The organism is Bradyrhizobium sp., assembly GCF_017881085.1.
In the GTDB taxonomy this organism is placed as follows: domain Bacteria; phylum Pseudomonadota; class Alphaproteobacteria; order Rhizobiales; family Xanthobacteraceae; genus Bradyrhizobium.
Map to the genome: position 1 here is coordinate 1 of NZ_JADGRI010000072.1, position 18,599 is coordinate 18,599.

Genomic DNA, 18,599 nt, shown 5'->3' on the forward strand with positions numbered 1-18,599 from the left:
CGGACCCGTGATGCCTTGCGATAACAACTGAATGGTAACCCCGGATCGGCTAAGATCGCTCCCGTGTCCAAACCCCCGACCATTCTCGTGTTCGATTCCGGCCTCGGCGGGCTCACGGTGTTGCGTGAAATCGTCAAGGCGCGGCCTGACGCGCATTATGTCTATGTGGCCGACGACGCGTTCTTTCCCTACGGCCATCACGGCGAGGAAGAGATCATCGCCCGCGTGGTGCCGCTGATCGGCGAGTTGATCGGCAAGCATCACCCCGATCTGGTGGTGATCGCCTGCAACACCGCATCCACGCTGGTGATGTCGCATCTGCGCAAGCACTACCAGGTGCCGTTCGTCGGCACGGTGCCGGCGATCAAGCCGGCCTGCGCCAAATCGAGGACAAAGCGCGTCTCGGTGCTCGGCACCAGGGGAACCGTACAGCGCGAATACACCCGCGCGCTGATCCGCGATTTCGCGCAAGGCTGCGAAGTGACGCTGGTGGGCGCGGCCGAGCTCGCCTCGCTGGCGGAGGCGGCGTTGCACGGCGTCGAGGTCGGCGACCGCGAAATCGCCGCCGAACTTGCGCCATGTTTCGTCGGCGACCGCGACAATCCGTTGGCGCGCACCGACACCGTGGTGCTGGCCTGCACCCATTATCCGCTGGTGATGGAGCGCCTGGTGGCGCTCGCGCCATGGCAGGTCGACTGGATCGATCCGGCGCCCGCGATTGCCCGGCGTGTGGCGGACCTGCTCGGGCCGCCCGGCATCGAGGCCGATGCTGCCGGCGCCGAAATGATCTTCACGTCAGGAAAGCCGCACACGCTGAGCCGCGCGCTGGTGCCGTTTTTCGGCGGCCGCGTGCCGGCGTGAACGGCGGTTGACTCGCTGATGGGGCGGAGTGCAGTGGAATAAATCAATGCTCTTCCGAAAGACCGTTAGCGTCTGTCACCGTAATCCATGCGGTGAACTACAAAATCTGCGGGGCCGACCGCTTACGTGGTCCGCAATGCTCCAACAGCGGACCAAACTCGGCATCGCAGCGAGACGACGTTATGTGCCAACAAGAGACTCGTGCTCTGCAGCACAACAACAAGCAACGTCAGCGTGAACTCACAAATAGTTCACGCCGGCGTGAAATCCGGCGTTTCCGTGATGGCGTTCAGCACCGATTGCGTGTTGGCGGCCCGGCCCATTGTTTCAGCTTCGGGGTCGAGGCGGTTGCGAAGAATAGGATTGTCACGGCGGGATTCCTCCAGCAGCTGGATGACTTTTGCGATCTTTTGCTCGCTGAGGATTGCGAGTTCCAAGATCAGCATCTCCCTGTGATGCGCGAGCTGGTCTTCGCGTTTCTGCGAGGCGAGGATCAAGACGACCATGTATAATGAGGTCAGCGAGATCGCCCCTCCTAGCCATGCGAAAGGCGGCGGATCAATCGTGTGGCGGCCCAGCGTCGCGGAAATCAAATTGAGGCCGATCCAGCCGGCAATGACAATGCTGATCGCGCCGATGAACCAAGGCCGGCTGAAAAGCTTGGCCATATGGTCGACGACGCGCTGGAGCACCGTGGCATTCTCTTGATGTTCGGCGCGAAGCTTCGCAACCGTCGAGATTGTCTCATCGATGTGATAGGAAAACGCCGACAGGGCGTCATTTGTATAGGTCAAAGCTGCTCCTCAAAGAATAATAGATCGCCAGAAGGTTCAGCTGGCCGGTCCGGGGATCCAATAGTCGCCGGAAAGCGGCCTGACGCTTACGTTATAAATTACCCCGAGCTGCAGGTCTGGATCGAAATGGCGCATCGCCCGCTCGTTGAGGTCAATGATTCGGCCAGGCGTTAATGGCCCGACGTCATTTATCTTGACGATGACCTTCTTGCCTGCAGCTTCAACGAGGGCAAACTTCGGCCTCGCGCCATATTGGACCCCACCAAAGTTCTGGCGCAAACTTGTCTTGATGGCAGCCGCCCAGACAGAGGGATCATAGCGCTCGCCGGAGGCTGTGTCCGGGCCGCCCTCCCGCCATCCGGACCGGAGCGGATTGTAGGTGGATGCTGCGCCAACGATCGCATCCCCGGAAGCGTCATTGACGACGGCGGTGGAATGAACTGCAACGATTTGACTTCGAGCAACGGTATCAGACATGCCCAGTAGAATTACGGCGCCGCAAATTGCGGCGCTCGAGCGGAACACCATCATAACTCCTTGATTGATTTTCTAGATCGTTCAGTTCCCGATGCCGCAAAACAGGGTCAAGTAAACGCGGATGCGTTACGAACTCGCGCCGGTTGTTTTGCGGATTCGCGCCAATCGTGGCGACGGAACCGTTGTGGGAACCAGAGTGGTTCTCGCACACGTTCTCAGTTCTCACTGACTAAGACAAAAATTGCGTCAGCAGCATGACTGAATAGAGTCTCATGCAGGAGCAAGTCGCCGACCGATTTCCGCTCGGGGTCAAAAGCGCCCGTTTTGACAATCGGCCGGTCACTTCCGATCTAGCCCAATAGGCGACATCGCACGCTTGGTTTGAAATGAAAGAGGCCGCCAACTGAGGCGGCCTCGGATTGACTGTGCCACACATCAAGCGACGAGCGAACTTTTCAGATAATGTGGCCGCCAACTAAGGCGATCCCCATCGTTGCTACACTTGTAGTCGTAGGTCGTGCCGTCGCAAGATGGATTGACGCCTGTTAGCCTCATTCCCTTACCGCAGGTAGGGCAAGTAGGGGAAATAGGAGGCATGGCTTCTGAGGAAATGGGCGGCACGGCTTTGGAGGACAGGTCTGATATGGGCATGATGTGCTCCCTTGAACTCTGCGGGCAACGGTCGCCTTTCTGGGTGCCGGTCGCGAGTTGATATCTCAGAGGCTTGAGCCGCCCTTAATTGCCGATGACTATACCACACGATAATAATGAGATCACCTCAATCGCTATGCGCAATGATACGGGTCAATAAGGCGCGGCGAATGGCACTGGCGTGGGTGACCACAGAGAACGGGATTTTCAACCCCGCTGCCGCATCGACCAAACTGAGCAGCCGATGTCCGAAACGGGTCCATTCGCTTCAGGGGCGGCCCAGCGAGAAGTCCGGCCTTGTCCGCTGTGCCGGCGAAAGCGGACGTAAATTCGAATAATTAGCGGCTTGGCGGCCATTCATTGCGGCTTGATGATTTCGCCTTGGACGTGATTGAAACTCCGAAACCGGAGCCTCGAATCATCCGCACGGTGTCCATCAATTCGGAGGATGTTCAGTACCCAATTGCTGCGCATCTCTTCGCGGACGTGATGATCGCTTGGCCGCCGCAGTTTGTTTCGTAGTGCTGTCCAGAAGGCTCATACCGCTAAACGCCAACTGCTTCGCCTCGCGCGCAAGCACAACCTCGCAACCCGGCTGCGACAAAACAACCCGCCGGGCAAATCACCCAAAAGCCTGTCCAGCCCTGCTGCGAAAAATATTCCGCTTTCGCCGTCGAGCAAACCAGTTCTTTAGCTTCGCCCGTCTCACCCGATGAGAGGGGCGGGTCGCGATCGTCACGAACGCGCGGTGGGATGCGGTGGACGCGAAAGCTTGCGAGAAGACGAACGCGAGCCGGAGCGAACGGTGAAGCCGTGTGGTCCCGACGCCCCGACGCTGGCGTCAAGCTCGCGAGAAATATCTCGCGGGCGACGGTGGCAAGAAAGCCCGGTCACCGAGGAGAGCGCGATATAAGCCGCAAAACCACTGCGCAGGGAAAGCCGGATTGCCTCCGCTGGACCTGTATGCTCGTGTGCGTTTTTTTGTGCATTCGTGCACACGAGACCGCGGGTGCAGCGCGCATCCGGCTTTCCCTGCGCCCTCTTGTTCTTTTCAGGGGGGTGGCAATCGACGCAAAGCTCGGGCGTATCGCGCCGCGAGATCGGGAATTTGTGTCTGCAAGGAGAGCGGTTATTGCGAGGAGCGATCGGTGCGCGTAGATTTCCGCTACACGAACCAGAGGGGTCAACGGGTGTCGGCAACGCCGTCGTATCCAGTCAAGCCAACGCTGCCGAACCGCGGAACGGAGTTTTGCATTTGACGCTCGAAGCGCCCTTCCCCCTCAATCGTCTGCGCAAGCAATGGCGGGAGGGACGTCCCACCTTTGGCGCGATCGCGACCATCCCCAGCATCCAGACCGTGCAGATCATGGCCCGTTCCGGACTCGACTGGATCATCGTCGACCTCGAGCACGGGCCGATAGATCTGACTTCCGCGCATGCGATGATCACCGCGACCGCCGGCACGCCCTGCGTGCCGCTGGCGCGGGTCGCCGCCAACGAGCCGTGGCTTGCGAAGGCGCCGATGGATATCGGCGCGCTCGGCATCAATTTTCCGATGATCTGCAGCCGCGAGGACGCCGAGAAGGCCGTGCGCAGCGTGCGGTATCCGCCGCGCGGCGAGCGGCTCTGGGGCCCGTTCCACGCCCCGTTCCGCTGGGGCGTCTCGATGCCTGCCTACATGGCGACCGCCGACGACGACATGGTCTGCATGGTCACCATCGAGCATGTCGAGGCGGTCAACCGCATCGACGAGATCATGGCGACCCCCGGCATCGACGTCGCGGTGATCGGCCCCGGCGACCTCGCCACCTCCATCAACAAGCGCGGCCTGATCGACGACCCCGAAGTGCAGGCGCTGATGGCGCGCGCCGAGGCCGGCATCCTCAAAAGCGGCGTGCCGATCGGCGGCGTGGCCCGCACCGCCGCGCAAGCCAATCAGATGATCGACCGCGGCTATCTGGTCCTGGCGCTCGGCTTCGACTGGTCGCTGTTCCAACGCGGCATCGCCGCGACCTTTGAGGGGATCAGACGCTGAAACCACCGCTGGAACCAAGCCACTGAAAACACTCGGATTTACGAATTTCGTCAAAATCGGCCAAGGGCCTCACCCGCGCCATAGACAAGAACCATCTGGCCTCAAGCCGGTTGGTTCGTGCTAGATGAAGCGCTGGCGGGCCAGGCCGACTCGCCGTCCTTGCGTTGCGGGAACTTGAGTGGATCGATGCGCGGAACGGTTCGAAAAATCTCAATACCGCGCCGTCTCGTCGCCGACCTCATGCACGCATCGATCCGGGTGCCCTTTGTCTCGCTGACGCGGCCGCTCAACGTCCGTTCGCTGCTGGAAGCCCGCGCGCTGGCCGCGCAGCCGCCCGGCTGGGCGGCGATTTTCGTCAAGGCGTTCTCGCTGGTGGCGAAGGAACAGCCGGTGCTGCGCACGCTCTACGCCAAATGGCCGTGGCCGAGCTTTTACGAGCTGCCGAAGAATATCGCCATGGTCGCGATCGCGCGCGTCGAGGACGGCCAGGATTGCGTGCTGCCGCAGAAGGTCCCGGCCGCGGATACGCTGGCTTTGGCCGAGATCGACGCGCAGATCCGCCACGCCAAGGCGGCGCCGATCGATGACGTCCCCTCCTTTCGCAAGATCCTCCGGGTAACGCGGCTGCCGCTGCCGCTGCGCCGGCTGTTCTGGTCGGTCGGCCTCAATTTCGGCCGCCAGCGCGCCAACTGGTTCGGCAATTTCGGGGTGACCTCGGTTGCCGCCTACGGCGCGGGCGAACTGCACGCGCTGAGCCCGGGGCCCTATATCGTCAGCTATGGCGTGGTGGCGCCCGACCAGACCATCGATGTCGTGATCCGCTGGGACCACCGCATTACCGACGCGGCCCTGGTCGCGAAGGTCATGACCCGGCTGGAACAGGTGCTGAACACCGAAATATCAGCCGAATTGCGGGCCAGCCGGCAGCAAACCGAGCCAAAGGCGGTCCGGGCGGTGGCGACTTGACGGTTTTGGCGGTCGTTTGGGGCGGGCGAAGCGCCGCTCCAAGAGCCGGTCCCTTTTCATTGACACAACAGCGGTTTCTGCCTAGAAACCGCCTGCTCGCGGGCCGGTTTCGGCCCGCGATGCGTTTCGCGACCCGTGGTTCACCCTTTCTCAGCTTTAGGGGCTGGACCTGTCGGCGCCGGGAAATTCCCGGCGCACAGGAGGGCGCGTCTCCTCAAAACTCAAACTTACGAAAGAGGACGCGATGACAAAGCGCAGTGAGGCGAAATACAAGATCGATCGCCGGATGGGCCAGAATATCTGGGGCCGCCCGAAGAGTCCGGTGAACCGCAGGGAATACGGCCCCGGCCAGCACGGCCAGCGCCGCAAGGGAAAACTCTCCGACTTCGGCGTGCAACTTCGCGCCAAGCAGAAGCTCAAGGGCTATTACGCCAACATCAGCGAGCGCCAGTTCCACGGCATCTATGTCGAGGCCGGCCGGATGAAGGGCGACACCGGCGAGAACCTGATCGGCCTGTTGGAGCGCCGGCTCGACACCGTGGTCTACCGCGCCAAGTTCGTCGCCACCATGTTCGCCGCGCGCCAGTTCATCAATCACGGCCACGTCAAGGTCAACGGCCGCCGCGTCAACATCTCGAGCTACAAGCTGAAGATCGGCGATGCGATCGAGGTCAAGGAATCCTCCAAGCAGCTCGCCGTGGTTCTGGAAGCAAGCCAGCTCGCCGAGCGCGACGTTCCCGATTTCCTCGAGGTCGATCACTCCAAGATGACGGCGAAGTTCATCCGCGTCCCGGCGCTCTCCGACGTGCCGTTCGCGGTGCAGATGGAGCCGCATCTGATCGTCGAATTCTATTCGCGCTGATTCTTATCGGTCGCATTTTGCGAACTTCGAAGGCCCCGGTTTTGCCGGGGCCTTTTTGTTTCGGTATACCAGTCCTCCATATCGTCATGCGCGGGCTTGACCCGCGCATCCATCGCAAGAAGATTCTTGCGCGAGATGATGGATTGCCGGGTCGAGCCCGGCAATGACGCGATGAGTGAAAGAGGCGCCATGACCTACACCCCTCCCCCGCGCGATCCCAAGGCGCCACCGATCCGCATCAACCTGTTGTCGGACACCCAGACCCGCCCCACTCCCGCAATGCGCGAGGCGATCGCGCGCGCCGAGGTCGGCGACGAGCAGATCGGCGACGATCCCTCGGTCAACCTGCTCTGCGAGCGCGTCGCCGATCTGCTCGGCAAGGAGGCCGCCTTGTTCCTGCCGTCAGGCACCATGTGCAACGTCGCGGCGACGCTGGTGCACTGCCGGCCCGGCGACGAGATCCTGGCACATGAGACCGCGCACATCATCGCGCGCGAAGGCGGCGCGCACGCCGCCCTCGGCGGATTCCAGATCACGCCGCTGCCCGGCGCCGACGGACGATTTCCGCCCGACGCGTTTCGTGCCGCCCTACATCCGCGCAGCCGCTACCAGCCGCCGCAGACGTTGGTCAGCGTCGAGCAGACCGCCAATATCGGCGGCGGCACCATCTGGAAGAAAGCGGCACTCGATGAGATCGTGAAGATCGCCAAGGCCAACGGCCTTGCCACCCACATGGACGGCGCGCGGCTGCTCAATGCTTGCGTCGCAACCGGCGTCAGCGCGCGCGACATGGCATCGGGCTGGGATTCCGCCTGGATCGACTTTTCAAAAGGCCTGGGCGCGCCGGTCGGCGCCGTCATCGCCGGCAGCAGGGATTTCATCGACGAGGTCTGGCGATGGAAGCAACGGCTGGGCGGTTCGATGCGCCAGGCCGGCATCTGCGCCGCCGCCTGCACCTTCGCGCTCGACCACCATGTCGGTCGCCTTGCGGACGATCACGCCAATGCCCGCGCGCTGGCGCGGGGGCTTTCGCAGATCAGGGGCATGGAAGTGCAAGAACCCGAAACCAACCTCGTCTTCTTCAAGCCGGACGGCGCCGGCGTCTCCGGCGATGACATGGTGAAGGCCCTGCACCAGCGCGGCGTGCTGCTCGCGATGATGGACGGCCGGATCAGGGCCTGCACCCATCTCGACGTCAGCGCCGGCATGATCGAGGAGACGGTCGGGCGGGTGCGGGAGATTGTGCGAGGGGCGTAGACGCTCGCAATTTTGGTCACTGCGACGCGATCGGGTTTCTGCCTGTTGAAATGCGCGCCCGCGGGAATATTGAAAGTATCTTCGGCTCTGGCCGAAGCTTCACCGGCGATCGGCAACGCACCGCACGCAAGCAATCGCAACGCATGAGATGGTTTCATGGCCCTCTCCGGAGAGTTTAGCCTTGCGCTCCGCCGGCACAAGGGCTGCCGAACTGGACCAGCGCCTGGGCGTGCCGGGCGGCGCTGTCGTCGGAAAAGCAGCAGAAGATGACCTGGCTGATACCGGGCGCGGCCTGTAGCGCCTCGGCCGTGGCCGACACCGCGATCCGCGCCGCCCGATCGGGGGGAAAACGATAGATGCCGGTAGAGATGGCGGGAAAGGCAACCGAAGTGAGGTCGTGCTTCTGGCACAATTCGATCGCGCGTGCGTAACACGACGCCAGGGCCTGATCCTCGCCGCGGACTCCGCCGTTCCAGACCGGACCGACGGCATGAATCACATGCAGCGCCGGCAGCCGGTAACCTCTCGTGATTTTTGCACTGCCGGTTTTGCAGCCATGGAGCATGCGGCACTCCATCGCCAGCTCAGGCCCGGCCGCGCGGTGGATCGCACCATCCACGCCGCCCCCGCCGAGGAGCGAGGAATTCGCGGCGTTGACGATGGCGTCAACGCGCAGCGTCGTGATGTCGGCGACGACGACTTGCAGCCGCGCCGAGCCGATCTGGCGCGCCGCCAAATTCAGGCGGCGGGTGCGCTGACCGTGACGCCCTTGTCGGCGAACAACTGCTGCAACTCGCCGGCCTGGAACATCTCGCGGATGATGTCGCAGCCGCCGACGAACTCGCCCTTGACGTAGAGCTGCGGAATGGTCGGCCAGTTGGAGTAGGTCTTGATGCCGTTGCGAAGTTCGGCGGACTCCAGGACGTTCAGGCCCTTGTAGCCGACCCCGACGTGATCGAGGATCTGCACCACCTGCCCCGAAAACCCGCACTGCGGAAACTGCGGCGTGCCCTTCATGAACAGCACGACGTCGTTCGACTTCACTTCATTGTCGATAAATTGCTCGATGCTCATCTTCGCTTCCTTTTGGGCGCTGCCCCCGCGGCATGGCCTTCCGGGCCGGCGTCAGCCGGTTAAACCCGCTACTGTCATATATGTATCCCAAACCTTTGTGCATCCAAAGTAAAATGGCGAGTAGCTGGCATGCGGGGACCTGTTCCGCCCCCGATATCCCAAGGCCCGGCTATAGCCTGATGGCCTCAATATCACGACCGGGGGGAGGCTTTTTTCCCTGACCGGAGCCCCTATCTAGGACAGACTGTTCCTGGGGAACCCGTCGGCCAGAGCAACGTTCTCTCCCCAACCGGAGATACCAGTGACGAAACCAGCATCCGCCGCGGCCATTCCGGCTGCCCCCTTGCCGTCATTATTCTCCGACTCCGGCAGCCTCGCCCGGGATTTGGTGGAAGCCTATCTGGCGCTTCGAAACGAGACCGAGCGGCGCGCGGCACCGCTGACGCCAGAGGATCAGCTGATCCAGTCGATGGCGGACGCGAGCCCTGCGAAATGGCACCGTGCCCATACCACCTGGTTCTTCGAGCAATTTCTGCTCGGCGAGCACTGCAGGGGCTACAAGCCGTTTGACCCCGACTACGCCTATCTGTTCAATTCCTATTATGTCAGCGCCGGCCCACGCCATGCCCGGCACCAGCGCGGCCACCTGACCCGTCCGGGCGCGGACGAGGTCACCGCCTACCGCCGGCATGTCGACGCCGCCGTGGTGAAATTCTTCAATGAGGCCGGCGAGGACACGCTCCGGAAGCTGGTGCCGCTGGTCCAAGTCGGGCTCAATCATGAGCAGCAGCATCAGGAATTGCTGCTGACCGACATCTTGCATGCGTTCGCGCAAAACCCGATCCCGCCGGCTTACGATCCCCTGTGGAAATTCCCGGCGTCGTGCCGCAATGGCGACGAGTGGGTCGGCCTCAACGAGGGCATCCATACCGTCGGGCACACCGACGACAGCTTTCATTTCGACAACGAAAAGCCCGCGCACCGCGCGCTGGTCGGCCCGGTGAGGCTGGCGCGCAATCTCGTCACCAACGCCGAATGGCTCGCCTTCATGAAGGATGGCGGCTACGCCACGGCGACGCTCTGGCTGATGGACGGTTTTGCCGCCGTCAGCAACGAGGCGTGGCGGGCGCCCGGCCATTGGCGCGAGATCGACGGGCAATGGCAGGTCATGACCTTGGCCGGACTGCAGCCGGTCAATCCCGCGGCGCCGGTATGCCACGTCAGCTATTACGAGGCGGACGCATTCGCGCGCTGGAGCGGCAAACACCTGCCGACCGAAATGGAATGGGAGGTTGCGGCCAAAGCCGGCCAGCTCAACGACGCCTTTGGCATCGTCTGGCAGTGGACCCGCAGCGCCTACTCCCCCTACCCCGGCTACCGGGCGATCGAAGGTGCGCTCGGCGAGTACAACGGCAAATTCATGGTCAACCAACTGGTGCTGCGCGGCTCCTCGCTTGCAACCCCGGACGGGCACAGCCGCATTACCTATCGCAACTTCTTTTATCCGCATCATCGCTGGCAATTCACAGGACTGCGCCTCGCCGACTATGCCACCTGATTTGTTCTCAAATTCAATCGCGCCGGAGCGCGCGTTCTGGAGAGTATCATGAATGTGCACGCCCCCGCTTTGACCGAAGCGCAGCGCTTCGACGAGCCAGCCTCGCCGTTTGCCGACGACGTGCTGGACGATCTTTCCCAGCACCCCAAACGGCTGTCGCCGAAATACTTCTACGACGCCGCGGGTTCGGAACTGTTCGAACAGATCACGCTGTTGCCGGAATATTACCCGACCCGCACCGAGCTTTCGATCCTGCGCGACCGCGGCAGTGCAATATCGGCGACTCTCCCCAAGGGGGCGGCGCTGGTGGAATTCGGCGCCGGCGCAACGACAAAGGTGCGGCTGCTGCTGAACGAATGCGCGCTCGGTGCCTATGTGCCCGTGGACATTTCCGGCGACTTCCTGAAGGCGCAGGCCGACGTCTTGCGGCAGGATTTCCCCGATCTCGCCATCTATCCGGTCGCGGCGGATTTCACCGCGCCGTTCACGCTACCCCAGGCGGTCGCCGGGATGCCGAAAGTCGGTTTCTTTCCGGGTTCGACGCTGGGAAATTTCGAACCACATGAGGCTTGCAGCTTCCTGCGCAGCGCCCGCGATATTCTGGGTCGAGGCGCGCAGCTGGTGATCGGCGTCGATCTCGAGAAGGACGAGCGCGTGCTGTACGAGGCCTATAACGACAAGGCCGGCGTCACCGCCCGCTTCAATCTCAATGTGCTGCATCGGATCAACCGCGAACTCGGCGGCAATTTCGATGTCAGCGCTTTCACCCATCGCGCGATCTACAACCGCGACCGCCACCGCATCGAGATGCACCTGATCAGCCGCAAGGCGCAGACCGTGCGCGTGCTGGGACGCAATTTCTCATTCCGCGCCGGCGAAAGCATCCACACCGAAAACAGCTACAAGTACAGCCTCGAGCGCTTTGCGGCGCTGGCGCGCGGCTCCGGCTGGACCCCGCGCGCCACCTGGACCGACGGTGCGTCCATGTTCTCGGTTCACGCGCTGGTGGTCTCGGACTGAGACCTATCAGGCTGAGACTCTTCCGAACGGGATTTGGCCTCGCCAGACCCCAGCGAGACCGATTCCCACGCCGCGACCACGATCATGATCGCGGAGGTCAACGCTGACAGCATCAGCGGCGACAGCGCACTAGCGAACCAGGCCAGGATCGCGAGCGCGATGATGCCGGCGCCATGGGAGAGCTGGAGGAAGCCGCGAAAGGTGTGCTTGAACAGGATCGTTCCGACCAAAAACAATAAAGGTCCGCCTACCGCGCTCAGCACCGTCCTGGAATCCGAATGCTCCGCCGGGTGGGTCAGCACGAGATCATCGGCGACCGCCGAGAGAATGATGCCGGCCACGATCGGCATATGCAGATAGGTGTAGGCAAGCCTCGCCAGCCGCCCCGGCTCGCTGGATTTTGAAATCTGCTCGGAGCCGGCTTCGGCGCCCTTGTGGAAATAAATCCACCACATCGCGATCGCGCCGATAAAGGCCGATGCGAAGGCGCTGACGGTTGCAAGGGTCCAAGGCAGATCGGCAAAGGTTGCGCCGGTCACAACAATGGACTCGCCGAGCGCGATGATGATGAAGCCGGCGCAGCGCTCGGCCATGTGGCCGCCCTCGACTACCCAATCCGCTACGGCGGAGGCGCCGTATTTCGGAATCCAGAATCGCGCTGCCGGCGAGATATACTCGATCGTCAGCGCCACCGCCCAGAGCACGGGCCGCGAATGCCCTTCGGCAAAGCCGCCGGCGATCCAGAACACCGCCGACACCGATAGCCAGGCCGTGATGCGGACCGCGTTCATGCGCGCCAGGGTCCGGCCAGGCGGTGTCGAAACCCACAGAAAGACGGTTTTGCCGACCTGCATCGCGGCGTAAGCGATGGCGAACCACAATCCCCTCGATTCAAACGCCTTCGGGATCGAGGTTGAAAGCACGAGGCCGCCGAGCATCAAGACGAACAGCAGGATTCGAACCGGAGTGGTTTCGGGGTTGAGCCAGTTGGTGATCCAGGAGGTGTAGACCCACACCCACCAGACGGCCAGAAACAGCATGGTGGTCTGCAAGGCGCCCAGCGGGGTGAAGCGGCCGAGCAAGGTGTGGGAAACCTGCGTGACGGCGAACACGAACACCAGATCGAAGAACAGTTCGGCGTAGGTGACGCGGCTGTGCTCGTTCGGCACGATCGGGCGAAACAGCGCGCCGCGCTCTATGTCCCCCGCCATCGCGCCCCCTGTCCTGCCGGACTGAACTAACCCTCCGGAACTCCGGTCTGCAGCGCCAGGGCATGCAGCACGCCGCCCATCTGGCCGCGCAGCGACTGGTAGACGATCTGGTGCTGCTGGACGCGGGACTTGCCGCGGAACGACTCCGAGATCACGGTCGCCGCATAATGGTCGCCGTCCCCGGCGAGATCGCGGATCGTCACCTCGGCGTCGGGAATTGCCGCCTTGATCATCGATTCGATATCGTGGGCGTCCATCGGCATCCCGGTCAGTCTCCATTCCCTCGGGTCGAATCGCGGCCGGCGAAGGCCGCTGGCGCCTCGGAACTTAGCGCGGCGGCCCTTCTACGTCACGCTCCCTCGCACTATATTCCCGATCCAATCATTGCAAAGCCGCCCGGACCGCCTCGCGCGATCACAACGGGCTGAGCAAAGAGGCAGATAGCCATGAAACTCCCCGGTCCCGACCACCCGATCACGATTGCGGCAAACCCCAAACGGGTCCGCGTCTCCGCAGGCGGCGTCGTCATCGCTGACACCACCCATGCCCTGACGCTGAAGGAGGCGAGCTACCCGGCCGTGCAATATGTGCCGCGGCAGGACGCCAATATGGAGCTATTGGCGCGCACCGACCGGGTGACGCACTGCCCCTACAAGGGAGATGCGAGTTATTTCAGCATCAAGGCCGACGGCAAGACGCTCGATAATGCGATCTGGACCTATGAGACGCCGTTCCCGGCCATGGTCGAAATCGCCGGGCATCTCGCGTTCTATCCCGACAAGGTCAAGATCGAGGAAGTGGCGTGAGGGCCTGACGGTGACGCAGAGTCCAATGCGCCCCTATACCCTGAAGATCGTCAGCCCCAGGATCAAGAGCACCAGGAAGATCACCACGAACACGTAGAACAGGAATCGGGCAACATCCGCCGATGCTGCCGATATCCCGGTGAAGCCGAGGATGCCGGCGACGATCGATACCAGGAAAAAGATAAGCGCCCATTTCAGAATTGTCATCGCCCGTATCCTCCAGCCTGCGCGCGCCGCCGTAGCGGAGGGCGCCTTTCGAAATCGCCTGATCTAACTTCGGACGGTGGAACTGGTTCCCTTGAAGCAGCGAGCGACGGGAAGCATCTAACCCATTCGGCCGTGATAATTGGACCTTGCTGAAACCGGTTCCCGGCAGCAACATCGTGGAAAAGGTTACCCCCCGGGGGACGCGCTCATGACGACAATCTCCCACCCGGTGGGATCAGCGGAGGTTCGGGCGGCGCCAACGGCTCACACCCGCAACTTCGCGCTCGATCGCGCCCGCACCTTCCTGACGCTGGTGGTACTAATCCACCATGCCGTCATTCCCTACACCCATTTCGGTCATACCGATCCCAAATCGTGGATCGGCTTCGACGCCGTCGTGCTCGCCACCGACAGTTTCTTCATGGCGATGTTCTTCTTTCTCTCGGGACTGTTCGTGTGGCCCAGCCTCGTCCACAAGGCGCCGCATATCTTTGTTCGCGATCGCCTGCTTCGGCTCGGCATGCCCTTCGTGATCTGCGCGTTCACGATCATACCGGTCGCCTATTACGCCATCGCGCTGCGGCAGCAGCCCGGCATCGGCTTTGCGGCGTTCTGGTGGAAAACCGTCACCGTAGGCCCATGGCCGAGCGGTCCGCTCTGGTTCATTTGGGTGTTGATGGTCTTCGATCTGACCGCGAGCCTGTTGTACCGGGTCTCTCCCAAACTGCTGGATCCGATCAACCGCCTGTCGCTGCGTGGCTTCGAGCGGCCGGCCGACTTCTACCTGTTCATGCTGGCGGTCACCGCCATCGTCTATGTTCCGGCGGTGGTCTACTACTCGCAGAACCGCTGGTTCGGGCTCGGGCCGTTCGACGTGCAGGCGAGCCGCGTGCTGCTCTACGCTGCCTACTTCTTCATCGGGGCCGGGATTGGTGCGGCGAATTTCGACCGCGGCCTGCTGAGCGCGGACGGGCGGCTGGCGAGGAGCGGCTGGGGCTGGGCCATCGCGGCGCTCGTTCCCTATTGCCTGCTATGGGGGCTGATCGCCATCAAGCGCGAAATTCTCGGGAATCCCGACATGCTGCCGAATTGGTATGAGGCGAGCTACGGCCTGCTCTTTGTCGCCTTCAGCGCCGCCATCCTGTTCGCGATCCTGGGCTATTTCCTGAGGTTCAAGCGATCGGGCTTCAGCGTCCTCGATCCCATGCAGCCGGATGCCTATGGCATGTTCCTGGTGCACTACCCGATCGTGCTCTGGCTGCAATACTGGCTGTTCGATTTCGATCTGCCCGCGATCGCCAAGGCGCTGGTGGCGTTCCTGCTGACAGTAGCCCTCAGCTGGGCGGCAACAGCGGCGCTGCGCAAGATTCCGGGCGCGACGCACGTGCTGTGAGGAGTCAGAAATCCTTGCCAGGCGCGCTTCAGGCCACGCTGCCGTTCATATAGGCCGGAAACCAGCCCTCGAAGCCGGCCTTGAGCGACGCGATCGAGACCGGCGCTTCGCCTGATATCGCGATCGTCTCGCCGCCGGTGGTGCCAATGCGCAGGCACGGCACGTCGGCGCCTTTCATCTTCGCCAGCACCCGGCCGGCGTCTTCGGCGCGCACCGTCACGAGGTAACGCGCCTGGTCTTCGCCGAACCAGTAGGCATGCGGCACGATCGCCGCCGGCGTCGCCAATAGCTGCGCGCCGATGCCGCTGGCCATCGCCATCTCGGCCAGCGCGATCAGAAGTCCGCCGTCCGAGATATCATGCACCGCGGTCGCGGTGCCGGCGTGGATCATGCCGCGCACCACGTCGCCGTTGCGCTTCTCGGCCGCAAGATCGACCGGCGGCGGCGCGCCCTCCTCGCGGCCGCAGATGTCGCGCAGATAAACCGACTGGCCGAGCCAGCCATGGGTCTCGCCGATCAAGAGGATAGCCTCGCCCTCGACCTTGAACGCAAGCGTCGCGGATTTGGTGAAGTCGTCGAGCAGACCGACGCCGCCGATCGAGGGCGTCGGCAGGATGCCGCGGCCGTTGGTTTCGTTGTAGAGCGAGACGTTGCCGGAGACGACCGGGAAGTCGAGCGCGCGGCAGGCTTCCGAAATGCCCTTCAGGCAGCCGACGAACTGGCCCATGATTTCGGGGCGCTCGGGATTGCCGAAATTGAGATTGTCGGTGATCGCCAGCGGCCGGCCGCCGACCGCTGTGATGTTGCGCCAGGCTTCCGCCACCGCCTGCATGCCGCCCTGACAAGGGTCCGCCTCGCAATAACGCGGCGTCACATCCACCGTGAGCGCCAGCCCCTTCGGCCCGTCCTGCACCCGCACCACAGCGGCGTCCCCGCCGGGACGCTGCACGGTATTACCGAGAATGACGTGGTCATATTGCTCCCACACCCAGCGCTTCGAGCACAGTTCGGGCGTGGCGATCAGTTCTTCCAGCGCCGCCGAGACCGTCATCGGCGCGGCGACGTCTCGCGCATGGATCACCGGCAACGGCGCCGACGCCACATGCGGCCGGTCATAGAGCGGAGCTTCGTCGCCCAGTTCCTTGATCGGCAGGTCGGCCATCACGTCGCCGCCATGCTTCACCACAAAGCGCTTACTCGGCGTGGTGTAGCCGACCACCGCGAAATCCAGCCCCCATTTGCGGAAGATCGCTTCGGCTTCCTTTTCCTTCTCGGGCTTGAGCACCATGAGCATGCGCTCCTGGCTCTCCGACAGCATCATCTCATAGGCGCTCATGCCGGTTTCGCGCGTCGGCACCGCGTCGAGATCAAGATCGACGCCGAGGTCGCCCTTGGCGCCCATCTCGACCGCCGAGCAGGTCAGGCCCGCCGCGCCCATGTCCTGGATCGCAATCACGCAATCGGCTTCCATGATCTCGAGGCACGCCTCCAGCAGCAGCTTTTCCGCGAAGGGATCGCCGACCTGCACGGTCGGCCGCTTCTCGGCGGAGTCGTCGTCGAATTCGGCAGAGGCCATCGAGGCGCCGTGAATGCCGTCGCGGCCGGTCTTGGAGCCGAGATAGACGATCGGCATGTTGACGCCGGAGGCGGCTGCATAAAAGATCTTGGTCGTTTCGGCGAGACCGACCGCCATCGCATTGACCAGGATGTTGCCGTCATAGCGGGTATGGAACCGCACCTGCCCGCCGACGGTGGGCACGCCGAACGAATTGCCGTAGCCGCCGACGCCGGCGACCACGCCGGAAACCAGATGACGCGTTTTCGGATGCTCCGGCGCACCAAAAGAGAGCGCATTGAGGCAGGCGATCGGCCGCGCGCCCATCGTGAATACATCGCGCAAGATGCCGCCGACGCCGGTGGTCGCGCCCTGATAGGGCTCGATGTAGCTCGGATGGTTGTGGCTCTCCATCTTGAACACCACCGCCTGGCCGTCGCCGATATCGATAACGCCGGCGTTCTCGCCCGGCCCCTGGATCACCCAGGGCGCCTTGGTCGGCAGGCCCTTGAGATGCAGGCGCGAGGATTTGTACGAGCAGTGCTCGTTCCACATTGCCGAGAATATCCCGAGCTCGGTGAAGCTCGGCACCCGGCCGATCAGCTTCAGGATGCGCTCATACTCGTCGGGCTTCAGCCCGTGGCTGGCGACGAGTTCGGGGGTGATTTGGGGCTGGTTCATGAGGCCTTATTAGGGAGATCGGAAGGGCCGGAAAAGGCCTTTTATGGCGCAATTCCGCCCTGTCCAGAGCTTTGCGGGCGAGCCATGCGGGCTTGAGGGTTTGCACATCGCCAATGGATCGGATTTAAGGGCTAAATATCTCAAACCAAGGCCAAATCGCTTGGACGACCTGACCAAATCCGCATTCCACCGCCGCCCAGACCTGCACGTCGAAACCGAGGGCGAATTCCGAGGCTGGCGCACCTGGAGCCGGGACAATTTCGAGACCCATAACGGGCCGTTCTACCACCGCATGGAAGACGACGGCCAAATCCGCTGCGCCTTCCGGGTCGAGAAGAAGCACCTCAACGGCGCCAGCAACGTCCATGGCGGCGCCTTCATGGCGTTCGCGGATTATTGCCTGTTCGCCATCGCCGGGCCGGTGCTGCAGGGACCGGCCGTGACGGTGTCGTTTGCGTGCGAATTCCTCGACGCCGCGCGCGAGGGTGAGCTGGTCGAAGGGTCAGGCGAAATCACCCGCGCGGGAAGTTCGGTGATCTTCTTGCGCGGCCTGTTGAAATCGGCCGAGCGCCCGCTGTTCAGCTTCTCCGGCACCATCAAGCGCGTGAAGCGGCGATCGTTGCCGGTGGCGAGCAACGACGCGCGCTAAGGCGCCGCTTACACCCGAGAGGGACGTGGCCAGATGAGCAAAGGCGCTGGACTCCGCATCGAACGGATAACGACGGCAACCGACGACGTGCGCCTATTGATCGGCGAACTGGACCAGGTGCTTGCGGCGGAATACCTGCCCGAGCAGCGCCACGGGCTGGCGTTGGAAGCGCTCTTCCAACCGCAAGTTCGCTTCTTCCTGGCGCGGCTGAACGGCGCTGCCATCGGCTGCGGCGGGATGGCCCTGTTTGATGATTTCGCCGAAGTGAAGCGCATGTACGTGCGCGAAGCAGCGCGTGGGCGTGGCGTGGCGCAGGCCTTGTTGACGCGGATCGAGATGGAGACTCGCGTCGCCAGATTTGTCGTCTTGCGCCTGGAAACGGGAGAACGGCAGACGGCGGCATTGCGGTTTTATGCGCGGGCTGGCTTTCAGCCGTGCGCAGCATTTGGCGACTACGCGACGATGCCTCCAGAGGCCATCGCGACCAGCATCTTCATGGAAAAGCGGTTGGCGGCACAAAACGCGTGACCTGCCGTATCTCT

Annotated in this window: 19 protein-coding genes; 11 read left to right on the top strand and 8 right to left on the bottom strand. The window is 62.9% G+C overall.

Annotated elements, in window-relative coordinates; translation table 11 throughout:
* Positions 1 to 63: 63 nt before the first annotated feature.
* Positions 64 to 861 carry a glutamate racemase gene (murI, locus tag QZ213_RS09470; protein ID WP_291685806.1) on the top strand — a complete coding sequence of 266 codons (798 nt, stop codon included), beginning with the start codon at positions 64 to 66 and terminating at the stop codon, positions 859 to 861.
* A 251-nt stretch (positions 862 to 1,112) separates the two neighbouring features.
* On the opposite strand, the gene QZ213_RS09475 is transcribed toward murI, so the two are convergent.
* Positions 1,113 to 1,553 (bottom strand): DUF1003 domain-containing protein, encoded by a 441-nt coding sequence (locus tag QZ213_RS09475; RefSeq protein WP_291685807.1) that lies wholly within the window; start codon positions 1,551 to 1,553, stop codon positions 1,113 to 1,115.
* 138 nt (positions 1,554 to 1,691) lie between these two features.
* The gene (locus QZ213_RS09480) at positions 1,692 to 2,186 is read right to left on the bottom strand and encodes a septal ring lytic transglycosylase RlpA family protein (protein WP_365885054.1); all 495 of its coding nucleotides are present in this window, start codon (positions 2,184 to 2,186) and stop codon (positions 1,692 to 1,694) included.
* A 1,852-nt stretch (positions 2,187 to 4,038) separates the two neighbouring features.
* Between QZ213_RS09480 and QZ213_RS09485 the strand changes: the two genes are divergently transcribed.
* The 4 genes from QZ213_RS09485 (at position 4,039) to QZ213_RS09500 (ending at position 7,903) form a co-directional block, all read left to right on the top strand.
* On the top strand, positions 4,039 to 4,818 hold the full coding sequence (locus QZ213_RS09485; protein WP_291685809.1) for an aldolase/citrate lyase family protein: 780 nt from the start codon (positions 4,039 to 4,041) through the stop codon (positions 4,816 to 4,818).
* 186 nt (positions 4,819 to 5,004) lie between these two features.
* Positions 5,005 to 5,784: an acyltransferase gene (locus QZ213_RS09490; protein ID WP_291685810.1), complete on the top strand. Its 780-nt coding sequence runs from the start codon at positions 5,005 to 5,007 to the stop codon at positions 5,782 to 5,784.
* 244 nt (positions 5,785 to 6,028) lie between these two features.
* A complete protein-coding gene (gene rpsD / locus QZ213_RS09495; protein ID WP_291685811.1) occupies positions 6,029 to 6,646 on the top strand; it encodes a 30S ribosomal protein S4 in 618 nt (205 codons plus the stop codon).
* Between the two features lie 189 nt (positions 6,647 to 6,835).
* Positions 6,836 to 7,903 carry a threonine aldolase family protein gene (locus QZ213_RS09500; protein WP_291685812.1) on the top strand — a complete coding sequence of 356 codons (1,068 nt, stop codon included), beginning with the start codon at positions 6,836 to 6,838 and terminating at the stop codon, positions 7,901 to 7,903.
* A 175-nt stretch (positions 7,904 to 8,078) separates the two neighbouring features.
* Here QZ213_RS09500 and QZ213_RS09505 read toward each other — a convergent pair whose 3' ends face one another.
* Positions 8,079 to 8,645 carry an O-acetyl-ADP-ribose deacetylase gene (locus QZ213_RS09505; RefSeq protein ID WP_291685822.1) on the bottom strand — a complete coding sequence of 189 codons (567 nt, stop codon included), beginning with the start codon at positions 8,643 to 8,645 and terminating at the stop codon, positions 8,079 to 8,081.
* Complete coding sequence (gene grxD / locus QZ213_RS09510; RefSeq protein ID WP_291685813.1) at positions 8,642 to 8,977, bottom strand: Grx4 family monothiol glutaredoxin; 336 nt, start codon at positions 8,975 to 8,977, stop codon at positions 8,642 to 8,644. The genes QZ213_RS09505 and grxD overlap by 4 nt, the downstream gene beginning before the upstream one ends.
* Before the next feature lie 301 nt (positions 8,978 to 9,278).
* Here grxD and egtB point away from each other — a divergent pair, with 301 nt between their 5' ends.
* Both egtB and egtD read left to right on the top strand, forming a co-directional pair.
* Entirely contained in the window at positions 9,279 to 10,535 is a 1,257-nt protein-coding gene (gene egtB, locus QZ213_RS09515) for an ergothioneine biosynthesis protein EgtB (protein WP_291685814.1), read from the top strand.
* 48 nt (positions 10,536 to 10,583) lie between these two features.
* Entirely contained in the window at positions 10,584 to 11,555 is a 972-nt protein-coding gene (gene egtD, locus QZ213_RS09520) for an L-histidine N(alpha)-methyltransferase (RefSeq protein ID WP_291685815.1), read from the top strand.
* Here the strand turns inward: egtD and QZ213_RS09525 are convergent.
* Positions 11,531 to 12,766: a low temperature requirement protein A gene (locus tag QZ213_RS09525; RefSeq protein ID WP_291685816.1), complete on the bottom strand. Its 1,236-nt coding sequence runs from the start codon at positions 12,764 to 12,766 to the stop codon at positions 11,531 to 11,533. The genes egtD and QZ213_RS09525 overlap by 25 nt on opposite strands.
* Positions 12,767 to 12,792: 26 nt before the next feature.
* Positions 12,793 to 13,029 (bottom strand): BolA family transcriptional regulator, encoded by a 237-nt coding sequence (locus QZ213_RS09530; protein WP_215606010.1) that lies wholly within the window; start codon positions 13,027 to 13,029, stop codon positions 12,793 to 12,795.
* A gap of 183 nt (positions 13,030 to 13,212) precedes the next feature.
* Here QZ213_RS09530 and QZ213_RS09535 point away from each other — a divergent pair, with 183 nt between their 5' ends.
* Positions 13,213 to 13,572, top strand: coding sequence for a DUF427 domain-containing protein (locus QZ213_RS09535; RefSeq protein ID WP_291685817.1), 360 nt, complete (start codon positions 13,213 to 13,215; stop codon positions 13,570 to 13,572).
* Positions 13,573 to 13,605: 33 nt separating this feature from the next.
* Here QZ213_RS09535 and QZ213_RS09540 read toward each other — a convergent pair whose 3' ends face one another.
* Positions 13,606 to 13,779 carry a DUF1328 domain-containing protein gene (locus QZ213_RS09540; protein WP_079604157.1) on the bottom strand — a complete coding sequence of 58 codons (174 nt, stop codon included), beginning with the start codon at positions 13,777 to 13,779 and terminating at the stop codon, positions 13,606 to 13,608.
* Between the two features lie 208 nt (positions 13,780 to 13,987).
* Here QZ213_RS09540 and QZ213_RS09545 point away from each other — a divergent pair, with 208 nt between their 5' ends.
* A complete protein-coding gene (locus QZ213_RS09545; protein ID WP_291685818.1) occupies positions 13,988 to 15,172 on the top strand; it encodes an acyltransferase in 1,185 nt (394 codons plus the stop codon).
* A gap of 28 nt (positions 15,173 to 15,200) precedes the next feature.
* Here QZ213_RS09545 and purL read toward each other — a convergent pair whose 3' ends face one another.
* A complete protein-coding gene (gene purL, locus QZ213_RS09550; RefSeq protein ID WP_291685819.1) occupies positions 15,201 to 17,408 on the bottom strand; it encodes a phosphoribosylformylglycinamidine synthase subunit PurL in 2,208 nt (735 codons plus the stop codon).
* A 160-nt stretch (positions 17,409 to 17,568) separates the two neighbouring features.
* Between purL and QZ213_RS09555 the strand changes: the two genes are divergently transcribed.
* Entirely contained in the window at positions 17,569 to 18,057 is a 489-nt protein-coding gene (locus tag QZ213_RS09555) for a PaaI family thioesterase (protein WP_291685820.1), read from the top strand.
* A 33-nt stretch (positions 18,058 to 18,090) separates the two neighbouring features.
* Positions 18,091 to 18,585, top strand: coding sequence for a GNAT family N-acetyltransferase (locus tag QZ213_RS09560; RefSeq protein WP_291685821.1), 495 nt, complete (start codon positions 18,091 to 18,093; stop codon positions 18,583 to 18,585).
* The last annotated feature ends 14 nt before the right edge of the window (positions 18,586 to 18,599 follow it).

Coding starts and splice junctions, on each gene's coding strand:
- QZ213_RS09480 (WP_365885054.1), bottom strand. CDS start 2,186: ATGATGGTGTTCCGCTCGAGCGCCGCAATTTGCGGCGCCGTAATTCTA.
- QZ213_RS09490 (WP_291685810.1), top strand. CDS start 5,005: ATGCGCGGAACGGTTCGAAAAATCTCAATACCGCGCCGTCTCGTCGCC.
- rpsD (WP_291685811.1), top strand. CDS start 6,029: ATGACAAAGCGCAGTGAGGCGAAATACAAGATCGATCGCCGGATGGGC.
- QZ213_RS09500 (WP_291685812.1), top strand. CDS start 6,836: ATGACCTACACCCCTCCCCCGCGCGATCCCAAGGCGCCACCGATCCGC.
- grxD (WP_291685813.1), bottom strand. CDS start 8,977: ATGAGCATCGAGCAATTTATCGACAATGAAGTGAAGTCGAACGACGTC.
- egtD (WP_291685815.1), top strand. CDS start 10,584: ATGAATGTGCACGCCCCCGCTTTGACCGAAGCGCAGCGCTTCGACGAG.
- QZ213_RS09525 (WP_291685816.1), bottom strand. CDS start 12,766: ATGGCGGGGGACATAGAGCGCGGCGCGCTGTTTCGCCCGATCGTGCCG.
- QZ213_RS09530 (WP_215606010.1), bottom strand. CDS start 13,029: ATGCCGATGGACGCCCACGATATCGAATCGATGATCAAGGCGGCAATT.
- QZ213_RS09535 (WP_291685817.1), top strand. CDS start 13,213: ATGAAACTCCCCGGTCCCGACCACCCGATCACGATTGCGGCAAACCCC.
- QZ213_RS09540 (WP_079604157.1), bottom strand. CDS start 13,779: ATGACAATTCTGAAATGGGCGCTTATCTTTTTCCTGGTATCGATCGTC.
- QZ213_RS09545 (WP_291685818.1), top strand. CDS start 13,988: ATGACGACAATCTCCCACCCGGTGGGATCAGCGGAGGTTCGGGCGGCG.
- purL (WP_291685819.1), bottom strand. CDS start 17,408: ATGAACCAGCCCCAAATCACCCCCGAACTCGTCGCCAGCCACGGGCTG.
- QZ213_RS09560 (WP_291685821.1), top strand. CDS start 18,091: ATGAGCAAAGGCGCTGGACTCCGCATCGAACGGATAACGACGGCAACC.